At 66.5% G+C, this 24,181-nt stretch carries 24 protein-coding genes; 15 read left to right on the top strand and 9 right to left on the bottom strand.

From position 1 onward, the window contains the following. Positions 1-75 precede the first annotated feature (75 nt). A complete protein-coding gene (gene rpoB / locus JT720_RS02470) occupies positions 76-4,248 on the bottom strand; it encodes a DNA-directed RNA polymerase subunit beta (RefSeq protein ID WP_205479140.1) in 4,173 nt (1,390 codons plus the stop codon). 276 nt (positions 4,249-4,524) lie between these two features. Between rpoB and JT720_RS02465 the strand changes: the two genes are divergently transcribed. Continuing rightward, positions 4,525-4,926, top strand: coding sequence for a hypothetical protein (locus JT720_RS02465; protein ID WP_205479139.1), 402 nt, complete (start codon positions 4,525-4,527; stop codon positions 4,924-4,926). 67 nt (positions 4,927-4,993) lie between these two features. On the opposite strand, the gene rplL is transcribed toward JT720_RS02465, so the two are convergent. Both rplL and rplJ read right to left on the bottom strand, forming a co-directional pair. Continuing rightward, positions 4,994-5,365: a 50S ribosomal protein L7/L12 gene (gene rplL / locus JT720_RS02460; RefSeq protein ID WP_205479138.1), complete on the bottom strand. Its 372-nt coding sequence runs from the start codon at positions 5,363-5,365 to the stop codon at positions 4,994-4,996. A gap of 57 nt (positions 5,366-5,422) precedes the next feature. Beyond that, positions 5,423-5,935 carry a 50S ribosomal protein L10 gene (rplJ, locus tag JT720_RS02455; protein ID WP_205479135.1) on the bottom strand — a complete coding sequence of 171 codons (513 nt, stop codon included), beginning with the start codon at positions 5,933-5,935 and terminating at the stop codon, positions 5,423-5,425. A 405-nt stretch (positions 5,936-6,340) separates the two neighbouring features. Between rplJ and JT720_RS02450 the strand changes: the two genes are divergently transcribed. Next, the gene (locus tag JT720_RS02450) at positions 6,341-7,132 is read left to right on the top strand and encodes a hypothetical protein (protein ID WP_205479132.1); all 792 of its coding nucleotides are present in this window, start codon (positions 6,341-6,343) and stop codon (positions 7,130-7,132) included. Positions 7,133-7,353: 221 nt separating this feature from the next. Further along, positions 7,354-8,010: an Npun_F0296 family exosortase-dependent surface protein gene (locus JT720_RS02445; protein WP_205479130.1), complete on the top strand. Its 657-nt coding sequence runs from the start codon at positions 7,354-7,356 to the stop codon at positions 8,008-8,010. An 84-nt stretch (positions 8,011-8,094) separates the two neighbouring features. On the opposite strand, the gene JT720_RS02440 is transcribed toward JT720_RS02445, so the two are convergent. After that, positions 8,095-8,376 (bottom strand): protein usg, encoded by a 282-nt coding sequence (locus tag JT720_RS02440; protein WP_205479128.1) that lies wholly within the window; start codon positions 8,374-8,376, stop codon positions 8,095-8,097. A gap of 110 nt (positions 8,377-8,486) precedes the next feature. On the opposite strand from JT720_RS02440, the gene JT720_RS02435 reads away from it, so the two are divergent. The 6 genes from JT720_RS02435 (at position 8,487) to JT720_RS02410 (ending at position 13,888) form a co-directional block, all read left to right on the top strand. Then, on the top strand, positions 8,487-8,924 hold the full coding sequence (locus JT720_RS02435) for a hypothetical protein (RefSeq protein WP_205479127.1): 438 nt from the start codon (positions 8,487-8,489) through the stop codon (positions 8,922-8,924). Positions 8,925-8,949: 25 nt separating this feature from the next. Next, positions 8,950-9,819, top strand: a complete 870-nt coding sequence (gene panB / locus JT720_RS02430; protein ID WP_205479125.1) for a 3-methyl-2-oxobutanoate hydroxymethyltransferase — start codon at positions 8,950-8,952, stop codon at positions 9,817-9,819. Positions 9,820-9,951: 132 nt separating this feature from the next. Next, on the top strand, positions 9,952-10,656 hold the full coding sequence (locus JT720_RS02425) for a tetratricopeptide repeat protein (RefSeq protein ID WP_205479124.1): 705 nt from the start codon (positions 9,952-9,954) through the stop codon (positions 10,654-10,656). 22 nt (positions 10,657-10,678) lie between these two features. Then, a complete protein-coding gene (locus JT720_RS02420) occupies positions 10,679-11,998 on the top strand; it encodes an outer membrane protein assembly factor BamB family protein (protein WP_205479122.1) in 1,320 nt (439 codons plus the stop codon). A 42-nt stretch (positions 11,999-12,040) separates the two neighbouring features. Continuing rightward, positions 12,041-13,393 (top strand): ribosome biogenesis GTPase Der, encoded by a 1,353-nt coding sequence (gene der / locus JT720_RS02415; RefSeq protein ID WP_205479120.1) that lies wholly within the window; start codon positions 12,041-12,043, stop codon positions 13,391-13,393. 54 nt (positions 13,394-13,447) lie between these two features. Beyond that, positions 13,448-13,888, top strand: a complete 441-nt coding sequence (locus tag JT720_RS02410) for an Hpt domain-containing protein (protein ID WP_419555379.1) — start codon at positions 13,448-13,450, stop codon at positions 13,886-13,888. Here the strand turns inward: JT720_RS02410 and JT720_RS13995 are convergent. From JT720_RS13995 to JT720_RS02385, 5 genes are all read right to left on the bottom strand, one after another. Then, the gene (locus JT720_RS13995; RefSeq protein ID WP_272873153.1) at positions 13,885-15,150 is read right to left on the bottom strand and encodes a DUF418 domain-containing protein; all 1,266 of its coding nucleotides are present in this window, start codon (positions 15,148-15,150) and stop codon (positions 13,885-13,887) included. The two genes, JT720_RS02410 and JT720_RS13995, sit on opposite strands and share 4 nt — an antisense overlap. 27 nt (positions 15,151-15,177) lie before the next feature. Beyond that, positions 15,178-15,657, bottom strand: a complete 480-nt coding sequence (gene bfr, locus JT720_RS02400; protein WP_205479119.1) for a bacterioferritin — start codon at positions 15,655-15,657, stop codon at positions 15,178-15,180. Positions 15,658-15,737: 80 nt separating this feature from the next. Beyond that, entirely contained in the window at positions 15,738-15,932 is a 195-nt protein-coding gene (locus JT720_RS02395; RefSeq protein WP_205479117.1) for a (2Fe-2S)-binding protein, read from the bottom strand. Positions 15,933-16,107: 175 nt separating this feature from the next. Beyond that, positions 16,108-18,363, bottom strand: a complete 2,256-nt coding sequence (gene purL, locus JT720_RS02390; protein ID WP_205479116.1) for a phosphoribosylformylglycinamidine synthase subunit PurL — start codon at positions 18,361-18,363, stop codon at positions 16,108-16,110. Between the two features lie 79 nt (positions 18,364-18,442). After that, positions 18,443-18,841: a hypothetical protein gene (locus tag JT720_RS02385; protein WP_205479115.1), complete on the bottom strand. Its 399-nt coding sequence runs from the start codon at positions 18,839-18,841 to the stop codon at positions 18,443-18,445. A 124-nt stretch (positions 18,842-18,965) separates the two neighbouring features. Between JT720_RS02385 and JT720_RS02380 the strand changes: the two genes are divergently transcribed. The 6 genes from JT720_RS02380 to JT720_RS02355 all read left to right on the top strand — a co-directional run bounded on the left by JT720_RS02380 (position 18,966) and on the right by JT720_RS02355 (position 24,178). Then, positions 18,966-19,172 (top strand): hypothetical protein, encoded by a 207-nt coding sequence (locus tag JT720_RS02380; protein WP_205479114.1) that lies wholly within the window; start codon positions 18,966-18,968, stop codon positions 19,170-19,172. Next, a complete protein-coding gene (locus JT720_RS02375; protein ID WP_205479113.1) occupies positions 19,169-19,876 on the top strand; it encodes a Gldg family protein in 708 nt (235 codons plus the stop codon). Before JT720_RS02380 ends, JT720_RS02375 begins: the two co-directional genes overlap by 4 nt. Before the next feature lie 402 nt (positions 19,877-20,278). Then, complete coding sequence (locus JT720_RS02370) at positions 20,279-20,704, top strand: division/cell wall cluster transcriptional repressor MraZ (protein ID WP_205479112.1); 426 nt, start codon at positions 20,279-20,281, stop codon at positions 20,702-20,704. Continuing rightward, on the top strand, positions 20,701-21,678 hold the full coding sequence (gene rsmH / locus JT720_RS02365) for a 16S rRNA (cytosine(1402)-N(4))-methyltransferase RsmH (protein ID WP_205479111.1): 978 nt from the start codon (positions 20,701-20,703) through the stop codon (positions 21,676-21,678). The genes JT720_RS02370 and rsmH overlap by 4 nt, the downstream gene beginning before the upstream one ends. After that, on the top strand, positions 21,675-22,478 hold the full coding sequence (locus JT720_RS02360; RefSeq protein WP_205479110.1) for a hypothetical protein: 804 nt from the start codon (positions 21,675-21,677) through the stop codon (positions 22,476-22,478). The genes rsmH and JT720_RS02360 overlap by 4 nt, the downstream gene beginning before the upstream one ends. Further along, on the top strand, positions 22,475-24,178 hold the full coding sequence (locus JT720_RS02355) for a peptidoglycan D,D-transpeptidase FtsI family protein (RefSeq protein WP_205479109.1): 1,704 nt from the start codon (positions 22,475-22,477) through the stop codon (positions 24,176-24,178). Before JT720_RS02360 ends, JT720_RS02355 begins: the two co-directional genes overlap by 4 nt. The last annotated feature ends 3 nt before the right edge of the window (positions 24,179-24,181 follow it).

Raw genomic sequence — 24,181 nt, 5'->3', positions numbered from 1 at the left:
CCTCAGCGAGGGGCAGGGTAGGAATGTTCTCTCGGGACGGTGCCCCTTCCCGTGAACGGGAAGGGGCCTCCAGCATCACTCCGCAGCCAGGGCCGGCGGCTCGTCGTCCAGGTTGTCGATGCTATCCAGCTCGACGTTCAGGCCCAGCGAGCGCATTTCCTTCACCAGCACGTTGAAGCTCTCCGGAATGCCGGCCTCGAACGTGTCGTCGCCCTTGACGATCGCCTCGTAGACCTTGGTGCGGCCGATCACGTCGTCCGACTTCACCGTCAGCATCTCCTGCAGCGTGTAGGCGGCGCCGTAGGCCTGCAGCGCCCAGACCTCCATCTCGCCGAAGCGCTGGCCGCCGAACTGCGCCTTGCCGCCCAGCGGCTGCTGGGTGACGAGGCTATAGGGGCCGATGGACCGGGCGTGGATCTTGTCGTCCACCAGGTGGTGCAGCTTCAGCATGTAGATGTAGCCCACCGTCACCTTGCGATCGAACGGCTCGCCAGTGCGGCCATCGTACAGGGTAACCTGGCCCGACGCGTCGAGACCTGCCTTCTCCAGCATGGTGGCCACATCCGGCTCACGCGCGCCGTCGAACACCGGAGTGCCCATGGGCAGGCCGCCCGTCAGGTTCTGCGCCAGCTCCATCACGCCGCCGTCATCACGGGCATCGATCGCCTCGTGATACTGCTCGCCGTACATGTCCTTGAGCTTGGCGCGGACCTGCTCGACGTCCTTGCCCGTGAACTCTGCGCCGCGATGGTGCATGTCCTCGAGCATCTCCTGGATTTGCTTGCCGAGGCCGCGCGCGGCCCAGCCCAGGTGCGTCTCGAAGATCTGCCCGACGTTCATGCGTGACGGCACGCCCAGCGGGTTGAGCACGATGTCGGCATGCGTCCCATCTTCGAGGAACGGCATGTCCTCGATCGGCAGGATGCGGCTGATCACGCCCTTGTTGCCGTGACGGCCGGCCATCTTGTCGCCCGGCTGAAGCTTGCGCTTCACCGCCACGAAGACCTTGACCATCTTGAGCACGCCCGGGGCGAGCTCGTCGCCGGCCTCGACCTTCTGGACGCGATCCTCGAACTTGCGGGTGATCACGCCAACGGCTTCGTCATACTGGCCCTTGAGCGCCTCGATGTCGGCTTGGCGGGCGTCGTCCTTGACGGCGATCTTCCACCAGTCGTGCTTCTCGATGCTCTCCAGCGTCTCGTCGTCGAGGGTCGCGCCCTTCTTGAGACCCTTCGGCGCAGCCGTGGCGACCTGGCCGAGCAGCATCTCCCGCAGACGGGCGAAGGTGGCGCGGTTCAGGATCGCCCGTTCGGAGTCGGCGTCCAGCTTCAGCCGGTCCTTCTCCTCTGCCTGGATGGCGCGGGTCCGGTCGTCGATGTCGATGCCGTGGCGGTTGAAGACGCGCACGTCCACGATCGTTCCGGTGACGCCAGGCGGCAGGCGCAGCGACGTGTCGCGCACGTCCGACGCCTTCTCACCGAAGATGGCGCGGAGAAGCTTCTCTTCCGGCGTCATCGGGCTTTCGCCCTTCGGCGTGATCTTGCCGACCAGGATGTCGCCCGGCTCCACTTCGGCGCCGATGTAGACGATGCCCGCCTCGTCGAGGTTGCGCAGCGCTTCCTCGCCGACGTTCGGGATGTCGCGGGTGATGTCCTCCGGCCCGAGCTTGGTGTCGCGGGCCATGACCTCGAACTCCTCGATGTGGATCGAGGTGAAGACGTCGTCCTTCACGATCCGCTCAGAGATCAGGATCGAGTCCTCATAGTTGTAGCCGTTCCACGGCATGAACGCGACGAGCACGTTCCGGCCGAGCGCCAGCTCACCGAACTGAGTGGACGGGCCGTCCGCGATGATCTCGCCCTGCGCGACCGTGTCACCGACCTTCACCAGCGGACGCTGGTTGATGCAGGTGGACTGGTTGGAGCGCTGGAACTTCATCAGCGTGTAGATGTCGACGCCCGACTCGCCCGGACGAAGCTCGCCGGTCACGCGGATGACGATACGGGTCGCATCGACCTGGTCGACGACGCCTGAACGGCGGGCAGCGATCGCCGCGCCGGAATCCCGGGCGACGGTCTCTTCCATGCCGGTGCCGACCAGCGGCGCATCCGCCTGGATCAGCGGAACCGCCTGGCGCTGCATGTTCGAACCCATCAGCGCGCGGTTGGCGTCGTCGTTCTCCAGGAACGGGATCAGCGACGCGGCCACCGACACGAGCTGCTTGGGGCTGACGTCCATAAGCGTGATCTGGTCGCGCGGCGCCATCAGGAAGTCGCCGGCACGCCGCGAGGAGATGATGTCCTCCGCAAAGCTGCCGTCCTCGTTCAGCTCGGCGTTGGCCTGCGCGATCGTGTGCTTGGCCTCTTCCATCGCCGACAGGTAGACGACCTCGTCAGTCACCTTGTGGTCGACCACGCGGCGGTACGGCGTCTCGATGAAGCCGTACTTGTTCACGCGGCTGAAGCTCGCAAGGCTGTTGATCAGACCGATGTTCGGGCCTTCCGGCGTCTCGATCGGACAGATACGGCCATAGTGCGTCGGATGGACGTCGCGGACCTCGAAGCCCGCGCGCTCACGCGTCAGGCCGCCCGGCCCGAGAGCCGAGACACGACGCTTGTGCGTGACTTCGGACAGCGGGTTGGTCTGGTCCATGAACTGGGACAGCTGCGAGGATCCGAAGAACTCGCGCACCGCAGCCACCGCCGGCTTGGCGTTGATGAGGTCGTTCGGCATGACGGTGGACACGTCCACGCTGCTCATGCGCTCCTTCACCGCGCGCTCCATGCGGAGCAGGCCGACGCGATACTGGTTCTCCAGCAGCTCGCCGACCGAACGCACGCGCCGGTTGGCAAGGTTGTCGATGTCGTCGATGTCGCCCTTGCCGTCCTTGAGGTTCACCAGCTCCTTGACGACCGCCAGGATGTCCTCGCGGCGCAAGGTGGTGACCGTGTCCTCGGCGTCGAGGCCGAGGCGCATGTTCAGCTTCACGCGGCCCACGGCCGACAGGTCGTAGCGCTCCGGATCGAAGAACAGGCCGTAGAACAGCGCATCCGCCGTCTCCCGTGTCGGCGGCTCGCCGGGGCGCATGACGCGGTAGATGTCCGACAGTGCCTGGTCGCCATCCTCGGCCTTGTCGGCCTTCAGCGTGTTGCGGATCCAGGGACCGGTGTTGACATAGTCGATGTCGAGCAGCTCGAGCCGGTCGACGCCGGCCTTGTCGAGCTTCTCCAGGTTCTCGCCGGTGACTTCGTCGCCGGCCTCGATGTAAATCTCGCCCGTCGCCTCGTTGATGAGGTCGAACGCCGAGAAGCGGCCGAAGATTTCCTCGGTCGGGATGATGAGGTTGGCGAGGCCTTCCTTGCCAGCCTGGTTGGCGCGGCGGGGCGTGATCTTCTCGCCGGCCTTGAACACGACCTCGCCGGTGTCGGCGTTGACCACGTCATGGGTCGGCTTCTGGCCGCGCCATTGCTCGGCGACGTACGGGATCTGCCAGCCGTTCGGGCCGCGCACGTAGCTGACCGTGTTGTAGAACTCGTTGAGGATCTCTTCCGAACTCAGGCCCAGCGCGTGCAGCAGCGCCGTCACCGGCAGCTTGCGCTTGCGGTCGATGCGGACGTTGACGATGTCCTTGGCGTCGAACTCGAAGTCCAGCCAGCTGCCGCGATAAGGGATGACGCGCGCGGCGAACAGATACTTGCCCGAGGCATGGGTCTTGCCGCGGTCATGGTCGAACAGAACGCCCGGCGAACGGTGCATCTGCGACACGATGACACGCTCGGTGCCGTTGATGATGAAGGTGCCGTTCTGCGTCATGAGCGGCATGTCGCCCATGTAGACGTCTTGCTCCTTGATATCGATGACCGACTTGGCCTCGGTATCCGGATCAATCTCGAACGAGGTCAGGCGCAGCGTCACACGCATCGGCGCGGCGTAGGTCAGCCCGCGCTGGCGGCACTCGTCCGTGTCGAACTTGGGGTCCTCGAGCACGTAATGGTCGAAGTCGAGGTGCGCGGTGCCGGCGAAATCCTGGATCGGGAACACCGAGCGCAGCGTCTTCTCGAGGCCAGAGACATAGCCGGTGGCCGGGTCGGAACGCAGGAACTGCTCGTAGGATTCGCGCTGAACCTCAATGAGGTTCGGCATCTCGCTGATCTCGTGGATGTTGCCGAAGATCTTGCGGATGCGGCGCTGGTTGGTCCCGGCTCCGCTGGAGGTGTTCCGGGGTGCGTCGATCGCCTTGGTCGCCATGTGATTCCCTGCGCTCCGGGCACACGAACGGGTCGCGGGCCCTTGTTCAAGTCCGGCGCGGTTCCTGTGAGCTCCCCGCCATACGTGCAGGCCGATGCGCGGTTCCGGCCCGTGTCCCGGCGGGGACAGGAAAAGCCCCGGGCGCACGACAGCGTGCGGCGGAGCCGATATGTGTTGGATAGGGCTGCATATACGCTCTCCTTCGCGAATTGGAAGAGGGAAGAAACCAAAAACCTCGCTGTCGGTTGGCGGGCTGACCAGCCTTCAGGAGTTCCCATGCGCCTCGCCCTGCTCGCACCCGCCACCCTGCTCATCGCCGCCTGCGGGCAGACCACCGGCGAGTCGGCGCAGGAAGATCCCGCCGAGGCGCTGCGGAACGCGGCCAACCAGTCCGATCCGGCGGCCGCTCAGGTCCTGAACGACCAGGCCAACCGGATGGAAGCCAGCGGGTCGGACAACTACGCCGCCGCTCAGCAGGCCTTGCAGCAAGGCGGCGTCGCCCAGGTCGCGAACGACCAGGCCACCGGGACCCGCCCGCCATCCGGAACGGTCCAGGCGAGGCCGAACCTCCCCGGCAGCCCCAACCGCAAGGACGGCACGCAGCCGCCCGACAAGATGATCTCCAACGGTCAGCAGACGGGGGTCGCCGGTTCCCAGAACCTCCCGCAGGACCGCTAGGCACAACGAAAAAGGGCGGCTCCGCGCGGGAGCCGCCCTTTCCTGTCTCGACCGAAGTCGAAGAAGCTTACTTGAGCTCGACGGTGCCGCCGGCTTCCTCGATCTGCTTCTTGATCTTCTCGGCCTCGTCCTTGCCGATGCCTTCCTTGAGCGCCTTCGGAGCGCCCTCGACCAGCGCCTTGGCTTCGCCCAGGCCCAGGCCGGTGATGGCGCGGACTTCCTTGATTACGTTGATCTTCTTGCCACCGTCGCCGGTGAGGATCACGTCGAACTCGGTCTTCTCTTCGGCAGCCGGAGCGGCAGCAGCGGCAGCGGCCGGAGCGGCAACCGCGGCGGCGGCGGAAACGCCCCACTTCTCTTCGAGAGCCTTGGCCAGCTCGGCGGCCTCGAGGACGGTGAGCGCCGACAGCTGGTCGACGATGTTCTGAATGTCAGCCATTTTCTACTCCAAGTGCGGGGCAGCGCCCCAATCGTGCGTTGATAATCGTGTGTGCGCTCAGGCGGCTTCCGCCGCGTAAGCACCGAAGACCCGTGCCAGCATCGCGCCCGGCTCGTTGATGGTCCGTGCAATCTTGCTCGCCGGCGCCTGAACGAGGCCGATGAGGGTTGCACGAAGCTCGTCGAGGCTCGGGAGCTCGGCCAGCGCCTTGATCCCATTCACGTCGAGAACGGTATCGCCCATCGCTCCGCCGACGATCTCGAGCTTGTCGGTCGTCTTGGCGAAGTCCACTGCGACCTTGGCGGCCGCAACGGGGTCGGTCGAGGTGGCCAGGGCCGTGGGGCCCTTGAGCAGCTCGCCGATGGGCTGATAGCGCGTGCCATCGAGCGCGATGAGGGCAAGGCGGTTCTTCGCAACCTTGAACTGCGCACCGGCGTCGCGCATCCGCAGGCGAAGATCGGTGGACTGGGCCACCGACAGGCCGAGATTGCGGGTGATCACCACCACGCTGGTCTCGGCGAACACCTGCTTCAGCTCGGCAACCAGATCCGCTTTTTGCGAACGATCCATGCCAACTCCAAAGGTTTCGCCCGAAGCCGAGGCTCCGAACGAGGTTCAACCAACTTCGACACCGGCCGAAAACCGGCGCGAAGCACTCTAGTCCGTGGGGTTGGGAGGGTGTGCGCCGAAAAGCCAACGCACGACGGACCCGCTTGCGCGGCGCCCGGAAAATCTCTCTTCCCCGTCTAGGCCGGAAATTAAGGGCGAGCCCACCAGCTGTCTCGGACGGTGTCCCAGCCGAAGCCGGACTGCGCGGGCCCCTACGCGGATTTCCCCGGCCGATCAACCCCATGCCGGCTGCGGCGAGTGACGAACCGCATGCGGCGGGAAGCGAAGCCAACCGTGCCACTCGCGCGTTTTGCCAGGCGTTGGTTCCCGGAAGGGAAGCGGCTTCATGCAGGAGGAGAATGCAAGATGGCAGGCTATCGTGGCGATGGCTACGGCGCATATGGCGACCATGGCGACGACGACTTCTACGCGGACATGCGTCGCGGCCGGGATGACGATCGCCGGGTCCACCGGGGCGAGCGGCATCCGGACGAGCGGCGCGAGTTCATGTTCGGCGACCGCGACCGCAGCGATGATCGCGGTGACTGGCGCAGCCGCGACGACGATCACGGCATGATCGAACGCGCCGGCGAGCGGATGCGCTCGTGGCTCGGTGATGATGACGAGGCGCCTCGTTCCAGGCGCTTCGAAGGCCGCGGCGATCGCGACGAATATCGGGGTCAGGGCTTCCTCGAACGCTCCGGCCATCAGCCGCAGCATGGGGCGCGAGGCGATGACCACCAAGAGCGCAGCCGGGGAATGCGTCCGCCCATGGGGCTGAGCGGCTCGTCGCGTCAGGGCGGCGGGCTCGGCATGGAGCGGGGCGGGCAGGACAGCTCGCGCAACGACCCTCATGCGCATTACCGCAGCTGGCGCGACCGCCAGATCGCCGAACTCGACCGCGACTATGAGGAATATTGCCGCGAGAACGAGCGGAGATTCTCCAGCGAGTTCGAGAGCTGGCGACAGAATCGCCGTCAGCAGGGAAGCGCTTCCGCCGGGCCGGGGCCGGATGCTGGCGGGCCGGCAATGTCCAGCCCGACCTCGGGTGCTTCGGGCGCCGGTGAAGACCTTTCGGACCCCAACGCTGGGTCGGAGTCCGACGGCATGGGCACCGACGCTTCAAGCGATAGCCGGTCGGGCAGGTCCAAGCGCTAAGCTTGAGATGACCCCTCGCCGAACCCTTGCCCGGTCAGGCTGGGCGAGGGTTCGCTTTAACCAAGTTTCTTCAATGAAGATCTGACCGGCCGAGCCAAGAACCGGCGGAATTGTGCCGAAACGGGATGACGTTCCTTACGCGAAACCTTTATTTTTTGTTAATTTGGGGTATAACGGCTGCAGCTTTCGATTCGTAAAAGTTAACAGAGGGACCCGCCCACATGAAGAAGCTCGGCCTTTCCATCCTGGGTTGCGCTGCAACTCTCGCCATCGCTGCTCCTGCTCATGCAGCCGCCACCTTCGACTATGTTCCGGGTGCCGGCGGCCTTGGTTCCGGCGAAGTTTCCTATGCCGACTTCGACACGACCACCGGGTCGCCGAGCGGTTCGGGCTTCCTGTACCTCAGCCCGCCGAGCAGCAACCAGGGCGCCGAGCCGGCGACTGGGGACCAGGGCGACATCTTCTTCAGCGTGCTTGGTGGCGGCGACGCGACCTTCACCTTCGCCGATCCGCTGAGCCAAGTCGGCTTCGACTACGGTTCGGCCGACGATTACAACACGTTCGTCGTCTATCTCGCCAGCGGCGGCACCGAGACCTGGACCGGCCAGGACATCCTGAACACCATTCCGGCTGCAGCGAATGGCGATCGGTCTTCGATGGTGACCAACGGCCGCCTGACCTTCACCGCCTCGGCGGGCGACGCGATCACCGGCATCCGCCTGCTGTCCTCGCGCAATTCGCTCGAGATCGACAACATCGGCGTTGTCTCGGCCGTGCCGGAGCCCGGCACCTGGGCGATGATGCTGCTCGGCTTCGGCGCCATTGGCTTCACGATGCGCCGCCGCCAGGCGAAGGGCACGCTGGCCCAGCTCGCGTAACGGCACCCAGTTCAACAAAAGGGCCGTGTGCACCTCGGTGCATGCGGCCCTTTTTTTATGCCTGCGATTGCTTGCAGGGAGCGCTCAGTTGATGAGCCATTCCCGGTCGACCGTCCGCCACTCGTTCGGACCGATCAGCTGCTGGTGCGCCAGCCGGATGGACTGGATCGTCGCCTCGATCTCGCGCCGCCAGTGATCGAGGAAATGGTGGAGCGCCGGGTAACGCGGCGCCACGTCATATTGCTGGAACGAGAATTGCTGCAGAAGGCTCGGGTGATCGGGCATGAAGTAGTGAACCTCGACGAGGCTCAGGCCATAGCCCTCAAGCTGCAGTTCGAACTCGCGAGTGACCAGACGCTGGGTCATACCTCCACTCCTGTTCCACCTCCATACTACGCCAATGGTTGCGAATGCGTTCCCAGCGTCAAGTCCCCGCGTTATGACCGTGAGGAAATCACTCCAGGAAGGGTTCGAGCATGGATGACCTGACGGATCGCAGCCCACGTCCTCTGGCGGGATGGTTCCGCCCGGCGGCCATCCTGTCGGTCCTGTTCATGCTGGTGGGGGCCGTCAGTTACCTGCTCTACGTCTACAGCGATCCGGCAACCATGCCGCTCGACCAGCGCGCCCTGTATGAAGCGGAGCCGTGGTGGATGACCGGCGGCTACGGCCTGGCCGTCTGGGCAGGCCTGGCCGGGACCGTACTGCTGCTGCTGCGCAAGGCGCTGTCCGTTCCGGTCCTGCTCGTGTCGCTGCTCGGGACGATCATCTGGTTCGCGGCCTTCTTCATCGTGCCGGAGCTTCGCGCCAACGTCTCGTCGAGCGAGCTCACGGTGCCGGTGATCGTGCTCGTCCTCACCTGGACAATCTTCTGGTTCGCCCGGCACAGCAAGCAGCGGGGCTGGCTGGCCTGAACGCCGCCCGCTAGAAGCGACGCCCATGTCGACCTTCACTCTAGATACGGCGACCAGTCGGGCCACTCCGACCCCGGTGCCGATGAAGCGCATGACCGTGCCAGCCCTCCGCGGCCGCAAGGTCGATGGCGTCACGCAGCAGCCGATCGTGATGCTGACCGCCTACACGATGCGGATGGCGCAGCTGCTCGACCCTCATTGCGACCTGCTTCTCGTCGGCGACAGCCTCGGCCAGGTCATCTACGGCCTGCCGTCCACGGTCCCCGTGACGCTCGACATGATGTGCGCTCACGGCGCGGCGGTGGTCCGCGGCAGCTGGCATGCGCTGGTCGCGGTCGACATGCCGTTCGGCTCGTACGAGGCCGGTCCCGAGCAGGCCTTCGCCTCCGCTGCCCGCATCCTGAAGGAGAGCGGCTGCGCGGCCGTGAAGCTCGAGGGCGGAGAGGCGATGGCGCCCACCATCGCCTTCCTCAGCGAGCGCGGCATCCCCGTGATCGGCCACGTCGGCCTGACGCCGCAGGCGGTGAACATGCTTGGGGGCTATGGTGCGCGCGGCCGTGACCAGGCGGAAGCCGCCAAGATCCTCGCGGATGCCAAGGCGGTTGCGGATGCCGGAGCCTTTGCGATCGTCGTCGAAGGCGTGCTGGAAGACATTGCGGCAGAGGTCACGCGGGCGGTCGCACCGCCGATCATCGGCATCGGCGCGTCGCCCGATTGCGACGGCCAAGTCCTGGTGACTGAGGACATGCTCGGCCTGTTCGAGCGGACCCCACGCTTCGTGAAGCGCTACGACGATCTGGCCAGCCGGATCGGGTCCGCCGTCGAGACCTACGCGGCCGAAGTGAGGTCACGCGCCTTCCCGACGTCCGATCAGACCTACCGGCCCAAGCCTTGAGGTTGGTTCCGGGCGGCTTTGCCACGGCCGCAAACTGCGGCTAGACCGCGCAGCGCCAAGCTTCTGTTCATGTCCGACCGGGGATGTGGGCCCGCAGCTGGCGCGACGTTGACGAAGAGATAGAGACACACCTTGGCCCTTGCTCCAGGCGAAAGCAGCGAAACTTTCATCCGCGAAGTCGACGAGAACCTCCGCCGCAGCCAGGCGGAGGACTTCTTCAAGCGTTGGGGCGGCCTCATCATTGGCGGCGTCCTGCTGCTGCTGATCGCCGCCGCTGCCCTCCTGTGGTGGCGCCAGCACCAGGCGGACGAGGCGCGGCGCCACAGCGAGGAGCTGAGCGCGATCATTGCCGACATCGGCACCGGCAAAACCAAGGACGTTCCGCAGCGGCTCGACGCTATCGCGAAAGACGGCAACGACGTCTACCGCGCGTCGGCCCTGCTGACCAAGGCCGCGCTTTCGCTGCAGGGCGGCAACCGCACCGCCGCCATCGCCGAATATCGCCGGGTCCAGCAGGATGGCGGCCTTCCCGAGCAATATCGCAACGCCGCGCTTGTCCGCCTCACCGCGTTGGAGTTCGACGCGCTGAAACCGGAGGACGTGGTCAGCCGCCTGCAGCCGTTGGCCAAGCCCGGCAACCCCTGGTTCGGCACGGCGGGAGAGCTGACTGCCATGGCGCTCCTCAAGCAGAATCGCCGCGGCGACGCCGGGCGCATGTTCGCCTCCATCGCTGCCGACAAGCAGGTGCCCCAGTCGACCCGCACTCGGGCCGTTCAGATCGCGGGCACCTTGGGAATCGACGCCACGGCACAACTGCCGATGGCGGAGCAGCAATAGTCTTTCAGGGACACACAAAAGCATGAACAACAAGGTCGTCGGGATTGTGGTCGCCGCCGTGCTGGTCGCGGGGTGCAATCCGTTCAACAAGTCGCGGCCCAAGACCCCAGTGGTGGGCGATCGGGTGTCCGTGCTGAACACGGAGCTCGAGATCGCCGTTGATCCCGCAACTGCAGCCTTGCCCTTCACGCTCCCTCCGGCAACCGCGAACACGGACTGGGGTCAGCCGGGTGGCAGTCCTTCAAAGGCCGCGGGCCACCTCGCGCTCGGAACCTCGCTCGGCACCGCCTTCTCGATCCAGGCGGGGCAGGGCAACACGCCCGACGCGCGACTGGCCTCGCCTCCGGTCGTCGCCGGCAACCGCGTTTTCACCATCGACACCTCCGCCACGGTTCGCGCCTTCAATGCGCAGACCGGGCAGCAGGTCTGGGCGACCCAGTTCGGCGCGGAGAAGGGCAACTCGGCCTCGCTTTACGGCGGCGGCGTGTCCGTGGCCGACGGCCGGGTCTTCGCGACAAACGGCCTCGGCTTCGTCGCGGCGCTGGACGCGACCAACGGCGGCATCGTCTGGCAGGTCCGTCCCGGCGGCCCCCTGCGCGGTGCGCCCAGCATCTCGGCCGACACGCTCTACGTGATGAGCCAGGACAACCAGCTCTACTCGCTCAAGACCAGTGACGGGACCACCAACTGGTCCGCCGCCGCCGCGCTGGAGATCGCGGGCGTGTTCGGCACGGGCGCCCCGGCCATCGGCCAGGGCACGGTGGTCGCCGGCTTCTCCAGCGGAGAGCTCAACGCCTACCGCTACGAGAATGGCCGCCTCGTGTGGCAGGACGCCCTCCAGCGCACCAGCATCCGGACCAGCGTCGCCAACCTGTCTGACATCGATGCCAGCCCGGTGATCGACAACGGCCAGGTCTTCGCCGTCGGCCAGGGCGGCCGCATGGTGGCGCTCGATCTCATCAGCGGCCAGCGTATCTGGGAACTCAACATCGCCGGCATTTCGACCCCATGGGTCGCGGGCCAGTGGGTGTTCGTGGTGACCGACGATGCCAAGCTCGTCGCGATCGAGCGGGACACGGGCAAGGTCCGCTGGATCAACCAGCTGCCCGCCTTCGAGAACCCGAAGGGCAAGCGCGGCCCGATCAGCTATGTCGGCCCGGTCCTGGCGGGTGACCGGCTGATCGTCGCCGGCTCGAACGGCGTGCTGATCAACGTCGATCCCAACACCGGGTCCTTCCAGTCGCAGACCAATGTCGGCGCCGGCGTCAGCCTCTCCCCGGCCGTCGCCAACTCGACCTTGTACATCCTCGACGACCGCGGCCGCCTGCACGCCTTCCGCTAAGCTCGCTCGCATTGGCGGCGTCCTCCTGATAGGGGCGCCGCCATGCCTCTTCCGACCGTCGCCATCGTGGGCCGCCCCAACGTGGGCAAGTCCACGCTGTTCAACCGCCTCGTTGGCAAGCGCCTCGCGCTGGTTGACGACCGCCCCGGCGTGACCCGCGACCGCCGGGAAGGGGATGGCAAGCTGCTCGGCCTCGAGTTCCGGGTGATGGACACCGCCGGCTTCGAGGACGAAGATCCCGCCAGCCTCCCCGGCCGCATGCGCAAGCAGACCGAGGCCGCGGTGCGGGAGGCGGACGTCGCGCTCTTCCTGATCGACGCCCGCGAAGGCGTGACGCCGCTCGACGAGGAGATCGCCCGCTGGCTCCGCGCCGAGGACACGCCGGTCATCGTCGCCGCCAACAAGGCCGAAGGCCGCCAGGGCGAGCAGGGCCGCCTGGAAGCCTTCTCGCTCGGCTTCGGCGAACCGCTGGCGATCAGCGCCGAACATGGCGAGGGGGTCGTCGACCTGTTCGAGTCCCTCCGCCCCTTCGTCGAACGGGACGAACTCGAGGAGGAAGCGGACGAGCCCGGCGAGGGCCCGCTCAAGCTCGCCATCGTCGGCCGCCCGAACGCCGGCAAGTCGACGCTGGTCAACCGCATGCTCGGCGAAGAGCGGATGATCACCGGTCCAGAGGCCGGCATCACCCGCGACAGCATCAGCCTCGAATGGGAATGGGAAGGCCGCCCGGTGCGGCTGGTCGACACGGCGGGCCTGCGCAAGCGCGCCAAGGTCGACGACAAGCTCGAATGGTTATCCACCCAGGATACCCGCCGCGCCATCGACTATGCCGAAGTCGTCGTTCTCCTGCTCGACGCCACCCGCGGCCTCGAATCCCAGGACCTGCGCATCGCCGACCAAGTCGTCGAGGAAGGCCGCGCGCTGGTGATCGCCCTCAACAAGTGGGACGTCGCGGAACACGCCTCCTCGCTCTTCAACGGGGTCAAGGCGGCGCTCGAAGAGGGTCTGTCGCAGCTCAAGGGCGTGCCCGTGCTGACGGTCTCGGCCATCACCGGCAAGGGCATCGACCAGCTGCTCGGCGCCGCCTTCGAGCTCCGCGACGCTTGGAGCCGCCGCGTGTCAACCGGCGAGCTCAACCGCTGGTTCGAACGCGCGGTCGAGGCCAACCCGCCGCCCGCACCTGGCGGCAAGCGCATCAAGCTGCGCTACATCACGCAGGTGAAATCCCGCCCGCCATCCTTCGTCGTCTTCGGGACCCGCGTGGACCAATTGCCCGAAAGCTACCGGCGCTACCTGCTCAACAGCATGCGTCGCGACCTGAAGCTGGGAGCCATTCCGCTGCGGATGACGATGCGCGCGCCGAAGAATCCCTTCCATTCCGACAGGGAAAAATAACCGCGTCTTTACCCTTTGCCTCGTACACCCGCCCGGCATGCATGACCGGAGGCAGTGACGTTGGAAGAGGGCGACGCGGATATCGTCGACTGGGTGCACTTCGAACGTGCACGGGCGGAGCTCGGACCGGGCTTCATCCGGATTCTCGGCTATTTCCGGGAGGATGGGACCAAGTCGGTCGCCCAGATCGAACAGGCCATGCGCGAAGAGAATACCGTCGCGCTGGTCATTCCCGCCCACACCATCAAGGGTGAAGCGCGGCAGTTCGGGGCGGAGCCGCTGGCCAAGGTCGCAGAGGTGATCGAATCGACCGCCCGCCTGTGCGTGGAGACCCGCCGCTTTCCCGACGAACTGGTACCGGAAGTCGTGCAGCTCCGCCGACTGTTCAGCCAGACGATCGAGCTGTTCGACCGCGCCACCAATCCGCTGCTCACGCGTCAGGCGCCGAGCGGTTTCGGGCGCCGGGCCGCCAACCAGGACTTCGGCCGGATCTAGGTCGATCCGGACGCGGCGGCCCGGCGCAACGGCTCCAGCCGCGCTCGCGACAGGCTCCGCCACAGCCACTCCAGCGGCCCGTAGCGATACCGGTCCAGCCACGGCTTCGACCACGTCACCATCAGCAGCCACACCAGTGGCGGCACGGCGTACAGCTGGGCGCGGCTCAGGCTCCCGAACAGCCCCAGACCCCAGCCGTAGAAGATGCCGGTCACGATCAGCGACGTTCCCAGATAGTTGCTGAACGCCGCGCGTCCGACCGCCCCCATGCGCTCCGTCAGCCAGCCTCCGGGACGAAGCAGGAGGATGATCAGCGCCGAATAGCCGGCCGCGCCCAGGACCCGGAACGGCACGGTCGCCACGATGGAGTCGAAGAACACCCAGCGCTGGTCGAAGCCGTGCCGCAGGCTGTTCAGCCCCAGCAGGACGTAAGCCGCAAAGGTGACCGCCAGCGCCCAGAGTGCGAACCGGCGGTAGCTCTCCCGCGACCACTCGCCCGTCAGGAAACCGGACCGGAACGCCGCCATGCCCAGCAGCATCGCCGCCAGCGTCTCGCTACCGACCGACTTCAGGAAGCTCCACTCGCTCTCCAGGTACGCCCAGCGCCACCGGACCTGGTCCCACCACTCGCCGCGCATGGCGAGCAGTTCGCTCTCCGTCCATTCTCGCGGCGGCACGCCGAAGGCCCAGGCGAAGTTGTTCCATGTCTCCACCTGCGCCGGGGTCGAGCGCGCTCCCGCCCACAGCAGCGTGCTCCACGTCAGGGCATTCCAGGCGAGCGTCGCCCCGAGCGCGACCAGCCCCGCGGCAAGCAGCTGCCGCGCATCCAGCCGGGTGAAGAGGTAGGCGATGGCCCCGACCAGCGCATAGTGAGCCAGGATGTCGCCCCACCAGACGAAGTAGCGGTGGGCAAGGCCGATCAGCAGCAGAACCGCCATCCGCGAAAAGTGAACTGCCGCTCCGCTTCTGCCCGCTGCCTCCGCCCGCTCGACGACCAGCAGCATGGAGGCCCCGAACAGGAAGGTGAACAGGCCGCGCATTTTGCCCTCGATCAGGACAAAGGTCGCAAACCAGGCGGTCAGGTCGGCCTGGCCGGTACCGCCCGAGGCCAGCGGGCTGAAGTAGGCGGGGGCGGGCAGGGCGAAGCCCGGCATGTTCGCGACCAGGATGCCCATCACCGCCACTCCCCGGATCACGTCGAGCGAGGCGATGCGGTTCTGGTCAGCGTCGATGATCGATCCTTCCCGTGCCGCGCAAGGCAAGCCGGAGTCTGCCCTGCGGCCGTTCGGTCAGGCCTCAGCCGCCTTGCTGTGCAGCTGGATATAATTGGGCAGCCCCATGCGCTCGATCATCTCGAACTGGGTCTCGAGGAAATCGACATGCCCTTCCTCGTCCCGCAGGACTTCGGCGAACAGGTCACGGCTGACATAGTCGCGGACGCTCTCGCAATATTGCACCGCGTCCCGGTACATCTTGCACGCTTCGTATTCGGCTTCCAGATCGGCGCGCAGGATCTCCTCGACCGTCTCGCCGACCCGCAGCCGGCCGAGCGCCTGGAAGTTCGGCAGGCCATCGAGAAACAGGATACGCTCCGCAAAGCGGTCCGCATGCTTCATCTCGTCGATGGACTCGTGCCGCTCATAGTCGGCGAGCTTGTGGACGCCCCAATGCTCCAGCATCCGGTAGTGCAGCCAGTATTGGTTGATCGCGGTCAGCTCGGCCTTGAGCGCCTCGTTCAGAAGCTCGATGACCTTGGGGTCGCCCTTCATGTGCGTTCCTTTCGTTGCCGCGCTTCTATCGCAGCGGCGCGCCGGAACGAAGCGCTAACAACTCGCAAGAAGGGCAGAAATCAGGCTGCGGCGGAGGTCGCTTCGGACAGCGCTTCCAGCTCCTCGTCGATGATCTGGCGCGCGAACGGCAGGCACGATCCACACTTGGCCTTGCAGCCCAGCTGAGCATAGGCGCGTCCCGGGCTAGTCGCTCCCTTGCGCGCCTCCCGCCGGAGGTCTTCCTCGCGAATCGCATTGCAGACACAAACGATCATGGAGATCGGTGTAGTCGATAATGCGAGGCGTTCGCAAGTAGGGGGATGTGCGTAGGCCGGACAACCATGAAGGTCACCGTCACTCCCGCGCAGGCGGGAGTCCATCCCCTGACCTACCGAAGCGCCAACAGGTCACGGAGTGGATCCCCGCCTACGCGGGGACGACGGTGAAGGATCAGGCGACCGGGTGCTCGCCGCCCATCAGTCTAGGGAAGAACCCCTCATGCGCAGCGCGGAGGTCGGTGAGGCTCACGGCGCCGAATTGCGGTTCATTGTAGTCGCCAATCGCCACGTTATCGCCACCGCATATCCCGAGCCAGACGAATTCAATGCCGCGTCGCTCAGCCTCTTCCATGACCCGGTGGTCGTTGCCGTCCGCAACTGTGATCACAAAACGGCTTTGTTCTTCGCCAAACATGGCGGCGGTGACAGGGGAGCCTAATGACCAGTCGGGATCTACCACGGCGCCGATATTCCCGGCCAAGGCCATCTCAGCGATCGTCACGAGAAATCCGCCGTCAGAAACGTCGTGCACAGCGGTTACAAGATCGTTCCTGATTGCCCAGTGGACGAGCTCCGCGGCCGCTCGCTCGCGCTCTAGATCGACGACGGGCGGTTCACCGCTGTCTAACCCGCGTACCTCACGTAACCACAATGATTGACCGAGGTGACCTCGATCTTTGCGTCCCCCCAGAAGCCAGATGTGCTCACCCTCAGCCTTGAACCCAATCGTCGCGCTCTTCCGCCAGTCCTTCAGCAGCCCCACCCCGCCGATCGCCGGCGTCGGCAGGATCGCGCTTCCGCCGCCCGTGGCCTTGCTCTCGTTGTAAAGGCTGACGTTCCCGCTCACGATAGGGAAATCGAGCGCCCGGCAGGCGTCCGCCATTCCCTCCAGGCAGCCGACGATCTGCGCCATGATCTCCGGCCGTTGGGGGTTGCCGAAATTCAGGCAGTTGGTGATTGCCAGCGGCGTCGCGCCCACCGCACACAGATTGCGGTAGACTTCGGCGACGGCCTGCTTTCCGCCGTCGTACGGGTCGGCATAGCAATAGCGCGGCGTGCAGTCGGTCGCCATCGCCAGCGCCTTGTCGGTCCCATGCACCCGCATTACCGCCGCGTCGCCGCCGGGGCGCTGCACCGTGTCGCCGCCGACCTGCTGGTCATATTGCTCGTAGATCCACCGCCGGCTGGCGAGGTGCGGCGAGCCCATCAGCTTCAGGAGGTCCGCGGCGATGTCCGTGCTTTCCGGCACCTCGCCGAGCGGCTTAACCTGCGCCCACGCCTTATACTCCTCACGGCTCATGTGCGGCCGGTCGTAGAGCGGGGCTTCGTCCGCCAGGGGCCCCAGCGGAATGTCGGCGACCTTCTCGCCCTTCCACATCAGCTCCATGCGCCCGGTGTCGGTCACCTCGCCGATCACCGCGAAGTCCAGCTCCCACTTGCGGAAGATCGCCTCGGCCTCGGCCTCGCGGCCGGGCTTCAGGACCATCAGCATGCGCTCCTGGCTCTCGGAGAGCATCATCTCGTAGGGTGTCATGCCCTCCTCGCGGCAGGGCACCTGGTCCATGATCAGCTTGATGCCCACGCCGCCCTTGCTCGCCATCTCTACCGAGGAGGAGGTGAGGCCCGCCGCGCCCATGTCCTGGATGGCGACGATCGCGTCCGACGCCATCAACTCAAGGCAGGCCTCGATCAGCAGCTTTTCGGTGAATGGATCGCCGACCTGGACGGTAGGCCGCTTCTCCTCGCTGTCCTCGCCGAAGTCCGCGCTCGCCATGGTCGCGCCATGGATGCCGTCGCGGCCGGTCTTGGAGCCGACATAGACCACCGGGTTCCCGACACCCGCTGCCGCCGAGTAGAAGATCTTGTCGGTCTTCGCGACGCCGACCGTCATCGCGTTGACCAGGATGTTGCCGTTGTAGGCCGGATCGAAGTTCACCTCGCCGCCGACGGTCGGCACGCCCACGCAATTGCCGTAGCCGCCGATGCCCGCGACCACGCCGCTGATCAGGTGCCGCATCTTGGGGTGCTCGGGGTCGCCGAAGCGCAGCGCATTCAGGTTCGCGACCGGCCGCGCGCCCATGGTGAACACGTCGCGCAGGATGCCGCCGACGCCGGTCGCCGCACCCTGGTACGGCTCGATGTAGCTCGGGTGGTTGTGGCTCTCCATCTTGAAGATGGCCGCGTCGCCGTCGCCTATGTCGATCACGCCCGCATTCTCGCCAGGCCCGCAGATCACCCACGGCGCCTGCGTCGGCAGCTTCTTCAGGTGAATGCGGCTGCTCTTGTACGAGCAATGCTCCGACCACATGACCGAGAAGATGCCGAGCTCCACCAGGTTCGGCTCCCGCCCCAGCGCGTGCAGCAGGCGTTGGTATTCGTCTTCGGAGAGGCCGTGGTCGGCGACGATCTGCGGGGTGATCTCGGACATGCGCGCGCACTAGCCGCGCGGGGGGCATAAAAAAACCCCCGGCCGAAACCGGGGGTTGGTGAAGTCGAAAGGTGGAAGCTCAGGCCTTGCAGCTCTGCGCGCCCTTGCCCGGCCGGGTCAGCTCGACCGTGGACGCCGCCTTGTCGCCCGACAGGCTGTAGCCCTCGGCGGTGAACGGCGCCGCGCCATCCGCGCCCGGCTTGAGCGAGGTCGGCGTTCCCGTCCGCTCGGACCGGAAGTTGGCGCCCGCGGGCTGGCCGTTCTTCTCCAGCCAGTCGATGTAGACCAGGCTGTTGTCCTTGCAGCGATACGTCTTGGAAGCCGCGATGGAGGGAGGGAGCTCGACCGGCGGCGCGGCCGCGAGCTCGTTCGCCATGGTGTCCTTGGGACCCTTCTGGACGATGGTGTGGTCGCCTTGGTCGCAGCCGGCAAGAGCGGCAGCCGCGACGAGCGTGAGCAGGGGGAGGGTGCGGTTCATGGAAAGGCCCCTTTGCGAGTGCGGAGCGAGCCGTCAATGGTTTCTCGACGAACCTCATTGCAATGCTCGCCCATCGGGGTAGGCTTAGGCGCTCACGGGGGTGGGAAACGAACGCTTGAACTCCATGCAGCGCATCCGGATCGGACTGACGGGCCTCGCCTTCGTCTTCCTCTTCGTGATGCTGTTCGCCGCGATCAGCCGCAACGGAGACCCCGCTCCCAGCAACGAAGCCGTGAACGCCGCCGAGCCGAACGAGCCGCTGGCGGAGCTGGGGGTCGCGCCCGGACAGAGCGAAAACGAGGCGGAGCCGGCAGGCAAGAGCACCCCGTGAAGTCGCTCGTCGCGGCGCTCGTCGCGCTGCTGGTCCTCGGATGCCGGGAAGAACCTGCCCGCACGCCGCCCAGCGATACCACCAAGGCCGACCTGGCACTCCTCACCTCCCTCCCGCTCGCCTTGGCCGAGGGCTTCCGCCTCGACGCCCCGCCGCACCCCGCGATGCAGCGGCTCGAGCGCGATTACCGCGTGACGCTGGTGGACGGACCGGAGCAGCTTGCTCCCGGCGGCCTCCTGCTCGCCATCCAGCCGCAGGCGCTGACCGCCGAGCGCCTGGTCGCGCTCGATCAGTGGATCCGCTCCGGCGGACGCCTGCTGCTGCTCGCCGACCCTCGCCTCAGCTGGGAAAGCAGCCTCTCCCTCGGCGATCGCCGCCGGCCTCCCTTTGAGTTTCCCGACACCGGCCTCCTTGATCATTGGGGCCTGACGCTCAACGGGCCGGAGCCCGACGGACCGGTCGAGCGCACCCTTGGTGGCACCAACATTCTCGCCGCCTCGCCCGGCACCCTGTCGGCGGAGCAGGGGTCCCCCTGCACGATCAGCGAGGACCGGTTCGTCGCCCGCTGCCGTCTAGGGGAGGGGCGGGCAGTGATCGTCGCCGACGCCGACCTCGTCCAGGTGGACGTGCCCGGCGGTCTCGACGGTCCGACCGATGCCAACCTCGATGCCCTCGCCGCGGAGTTGAAGGCGCTTCGGGACTAACCGACCCGCTCGGTACGGAATCGGATGCCACCGCGTGCCACTAGCCCCCGAGTCTTGGCCACGATAAGCTGCAAACAGGGTTATCCACAACTTAACGGTCGCGAACGGAGGAAGAACAAAGCCGTATTCCTGTGTTCTAGAAGCCGCAGAAATCCGTCATTTCCCATGAAATCCCATGCAGTGGCATCAAATCCCGTTGTATCCCATGGCAGCCCGCGTTACACACATCGGGTAGCGCGGGGCTGACCCAGATTCAGGTGAACAGCGTCGGAGTGCGGGCGATCCCGCGCATCCGGCGAACGGGGAAGTCTTGCCGCGCGACGGGAGTGGTTCGCGGTGGCACTGGAGCATCTGTTTCAAGGCAGTGCTTTGAACGCGGTGGACGCGAAGGGTCGCGTTTCCGTGCCCGCTTTCCTGCGCACCGTGATCGAGCGCCGCGGGGACTCCCGCACCATCGTCCTCGCCAAGCACACCCAGTTCACCTGCCTCGACGCCTATGACCCCGCCTACGCGGCGTTGAAGCATGCCAAGCTCGAGCGACTGCTCGAAAAGGAAGAGACCGACGCCGATGCGCAGCTGATCTACCAGCAGCGCAACCTGATGGCCTTCGCCGCGACCGAAGAGGTGCCCTACGACAGCTCCGGCCGCGTCGTCCTGCCGCCCATGATGCGCCGCAAGGGCGGCATCGGCGACCTCGCCCTGTTCCTGGGCACTGGCGAGACGTTTCAGATCTGGAATCCCACCACCTTCCTCGCGGACCCCAACATCCCCGAGGACATGAAGGATATCGCCCGCTACCGGCTGGAAGAGCGGGGGGTCAGCGCGTGAGCGCCGTCCCCACCCCCCGTGCCCCCCACCAGCCGGTACTGGTCGATGAGGTCGTCGCGGCGCTCGCCATTGTCCCTGGCGAGACGCATGTCGACGGCACGTTCGGAGCAGGCGGCTACACGCGCGCCATGCTCGGGGCGGGGGCGGGACGAGTGATCGGCTTCGACCGCGATCCGGATGCGATCGCCAACGGGCCCTCACTCGTCCCGGACGCCCTCAAGGAAGGGGGCCAACTGACCCTCGTCCACGAACGCTTCAGCAACATGGACCGTGCGCTCCAGGACCTGGACGCCCTGCCGGTGGACGGCGTCGCGCTCGATATCGGCGTTTCCTCCATGCAGCTCGACCAGGCGGATCGCGGTTTCTCGTTTCAGAACGACGGTCCGCTCGACATGCGGATGAGCCAGGCGGGAACCAGCGCCGCCGACTTCCTCAACCACGCCGACGAGGCGGAGATCGCCCGCGTGATCCGCGACTATGGCGAGGAGCCGCGTGCCCGCACCGTCGCGCGCGCCATCGTCAAAGCCCGTCCCCTGACCCGAACAGCCGAACTCGCTGCCGTGGTCCGCAAGGCGCTCGGTCACCACGCCGGCATGAAGACCGATCCCGCGACCCGCACCTTCCAGGCCATCCGCATCCACCTGAATGCGGAACTGGAGGAGCTGGAGCAGGGTCTCCGCGCTGCCGAGCGCAGCCTTCGTCCTGGCGGCCGCCTGGCCGTCGTCACCTTCCACAGTCTGGAAGATCGTATTGTGAAGCGTTTCCTGCGTGACCGCAGCGGGGCGGCACCGGCCGGCTCGCGGCATCTGCCTGTTGCCGCGGCCGGCCCTCGCCCGACCTTTCGGGATGTCCCGAAGCCCATCGCGCCCAGTGAAGCGGAGGTTGCGGCGAACCCGCGTGCGCGCTCGGCCAGGCTGCGCACCGCGATCCGGACCGATGCCCCCGCGTGGGAGTCCAGGGAGATGGTGGCATGAGCGCGCGCGGTTTCGCTTCCGTCGGTTGGGTGGCGGGCGTCGCCGCTACGGCGCTCGGCTGCTACATGGTCAGCCTGCAGGTCGCGTCGACCCGCGCGTCGCTGGAAGACGTGGAGACGCAGATTGTCGTCGCCCAGCGCGACATTCGCGTGCTCCAGACGGAGATCGGCACTCGCGGCCGCCTCGCCCAGCTCGAGCAATGGAACGTCAAGGTGCTGGCCCTGTCGGCGCCCCAGGCCAATCAGTTCCTCGATGGCGAGTTCCAGCTCGCCACCATGGTCACGCCGAAGAAGACCGTCGATCCGGCCGCGCCGGTGGTGCTGGCATCCGCTCCGGCGCCATCGCCGTCCGCTCGTCCCCTGCTGTCCAGCGACGCCGATGTTGCCAATCCGGCTGAGCCTGCCGGAACCGACGCGAAGAGCATGATGCACATCGCCAGCTTCAAGCGCGATCTGCCTGCCCCCGAGCAGCGCCAGATGGTCGTGAAGCCGGTACCCGCTCCCGCGAAGGCCGCTCCGGCGAAAGCAGCCGCCGATGCGAAGTCCAAGGCTGCGGACAAGAAGACGGCCGCTCGGCCGCCCGCAGCGAAGACAGCGGACAACAAGAGCGCCGTATCATCCGCGCCGTCCAAGTCGCCGGCGAAGCCTGCGGCCAAGAAAGTTGTGGATAAGCCGATCGTGGTGAAGACCGCGGCTGCTGACACTTCGGCCAAGGCTGCTAAGCCTAAGACCTCGCAGCCGAAAGTTGATCCGCTCGCGCCCAAGCCGGCCAAGTCCAGGGAAGCCAAGCCGAAGCAATGAACGCGCCAACTCCCGCTCTCGTCGCCCGGCCCGATCGCCTCCGGCTGGTCGGCCAGCGGCGGCAGATCCTGGCGGTCATGCATCAGCGGCTCATGTTCGGGCTCATCGTCTTCGCGGCGGTGGTCACGCTGATCGTCGGGCGCCTGCTGTTCCTGGCAGCTTTCGGCGATCACGCGGGCCGCAAGCAGTCCCTCACCAGCTTCGTCCCGCCACGCGGCGACATCGTGGATCGCGACGGCCACCCGCTCGCCCGGACCATCGACGCGTGGACCATCGGCCTGCACCCGGCCAAGGTGCTCGGCAACAAGGCCGAGCTGGCGGTCCGGCTGGCCAAGCTCATGCCGGAACGCGATGAGGTCCAGTGGCTTCAGCTGCTGCGGTCCAACAAGCGCTTCATCTACCTTCGCCGCCGTGCTGCCCCATCGCTGGTACAGGCGATCAACGCCCTCGGTGAACCCGGCCTCGCGCTGGAGCGGGAGCCCGACCGCCTCTACCCGCAGACCGACCTCGCCGCGCACGTGCTCGGCTTTACCGACATCGACGGCCACGGCGCCGCCGGCATGGAGCGCGCCTTCGACGAGCGCCTGTCCGACCCCGCCACCCGCGGCCAACCGCTGGTGCTCTCGATCAACAGCCGCGTGCAGCAGGCGCTGGAGCACGAGCTGCTCGACGCCAAGACCAAGTTCTCCGCCATCGGTGCCGCGGGCGTGATCCTCGACATCCACACGGGCGAGATCATGGCAATGACCTCGCTCCCGCAGCTCAATCCCAACATCGCCGGCAATATGGATCCCGAGGCCCGTTTTAATCGCGCTACCCTCGGTGTCTGGGAGCTCGGCTCGACCTTCAAGCCGTTCACGGTCGCCATGGCGATGGATCACGGCAACGTGAAATCCATGGGGCAGATCTACAACTGTCCCAAGCAGCTGAAGGTCTACGGCCGCGCGATCAACGACACCCACCCGTTCGGCCGCGCTTGCTCGGTCGCCGAGATCATGAAGGAAAGCTCCAACATCGGCACCGCGCAGATCGCTGCCGAGACGGGCGCTGCGGCGCAGAAGCAGTTCCTCAAGCTCATGGGCTTCCTTGATCCGATCGAGGTTGAGCTGAAGGAGAAGGGCCGCACCCTGGCGCCCCGCGACTGGAGCCCTCTGGCCACGATGACAGTGGGCTACGGCCACGGCATTGCCGTCACCCCGCTGCACCTGGCAAACGGATACGCGACCCTCTTCAACGGCGGGATCTACCGGCCCACCACTTTGCTGAAGGTCGGCCCGGGCCACGCTGTCGCCAAGGGCCGGCGCGCTTTCAGCGAAGAGACCAGCTACAAGATGCGCTCGCTTCTCCGCTTGGTGGTGACGCACGGGACCGGCAAGAAGGCTGACGCCCCGGGCTACCGCGTCGGCGGCAAGACCGGCACCGCCGAAAAGCTCATCGGTGGCCGCTATTCCAAGACGGTGGTGGTCACCAGCTTCGCGGGCGTTTTCCCGATGGACGAGCCGCGTTATGCGATGGTCGTCATGCTCGATGAACCCAAGGGCACAGCGGAGACCTTCGGCTTCCGCACCGCCGGCTGGAACGCCGCGCCGACCTTCGGCAAGGTGGTGAGCCGGATCGCTCCGATGCTCGGCGTCCGGCCGGACATGCGTCGCGAACCCAACATGGCGGAAGTGCTGCCTTACGTCCGCGAGGAGAAGTAAGCC

Source organism: Sphingomonas arenae, assembly GCF_016924655.1.
Lineage (GTDB): Bacteria > Pseudomonadota > Alphaproteobacteria > Sphingomonadales > Sphingomonadaceae > Sphingomicrobium > Sphingomicrobium arenae.
This window is presented reverse-complemented; position numbering and strand designations above follow the sequence as displayed.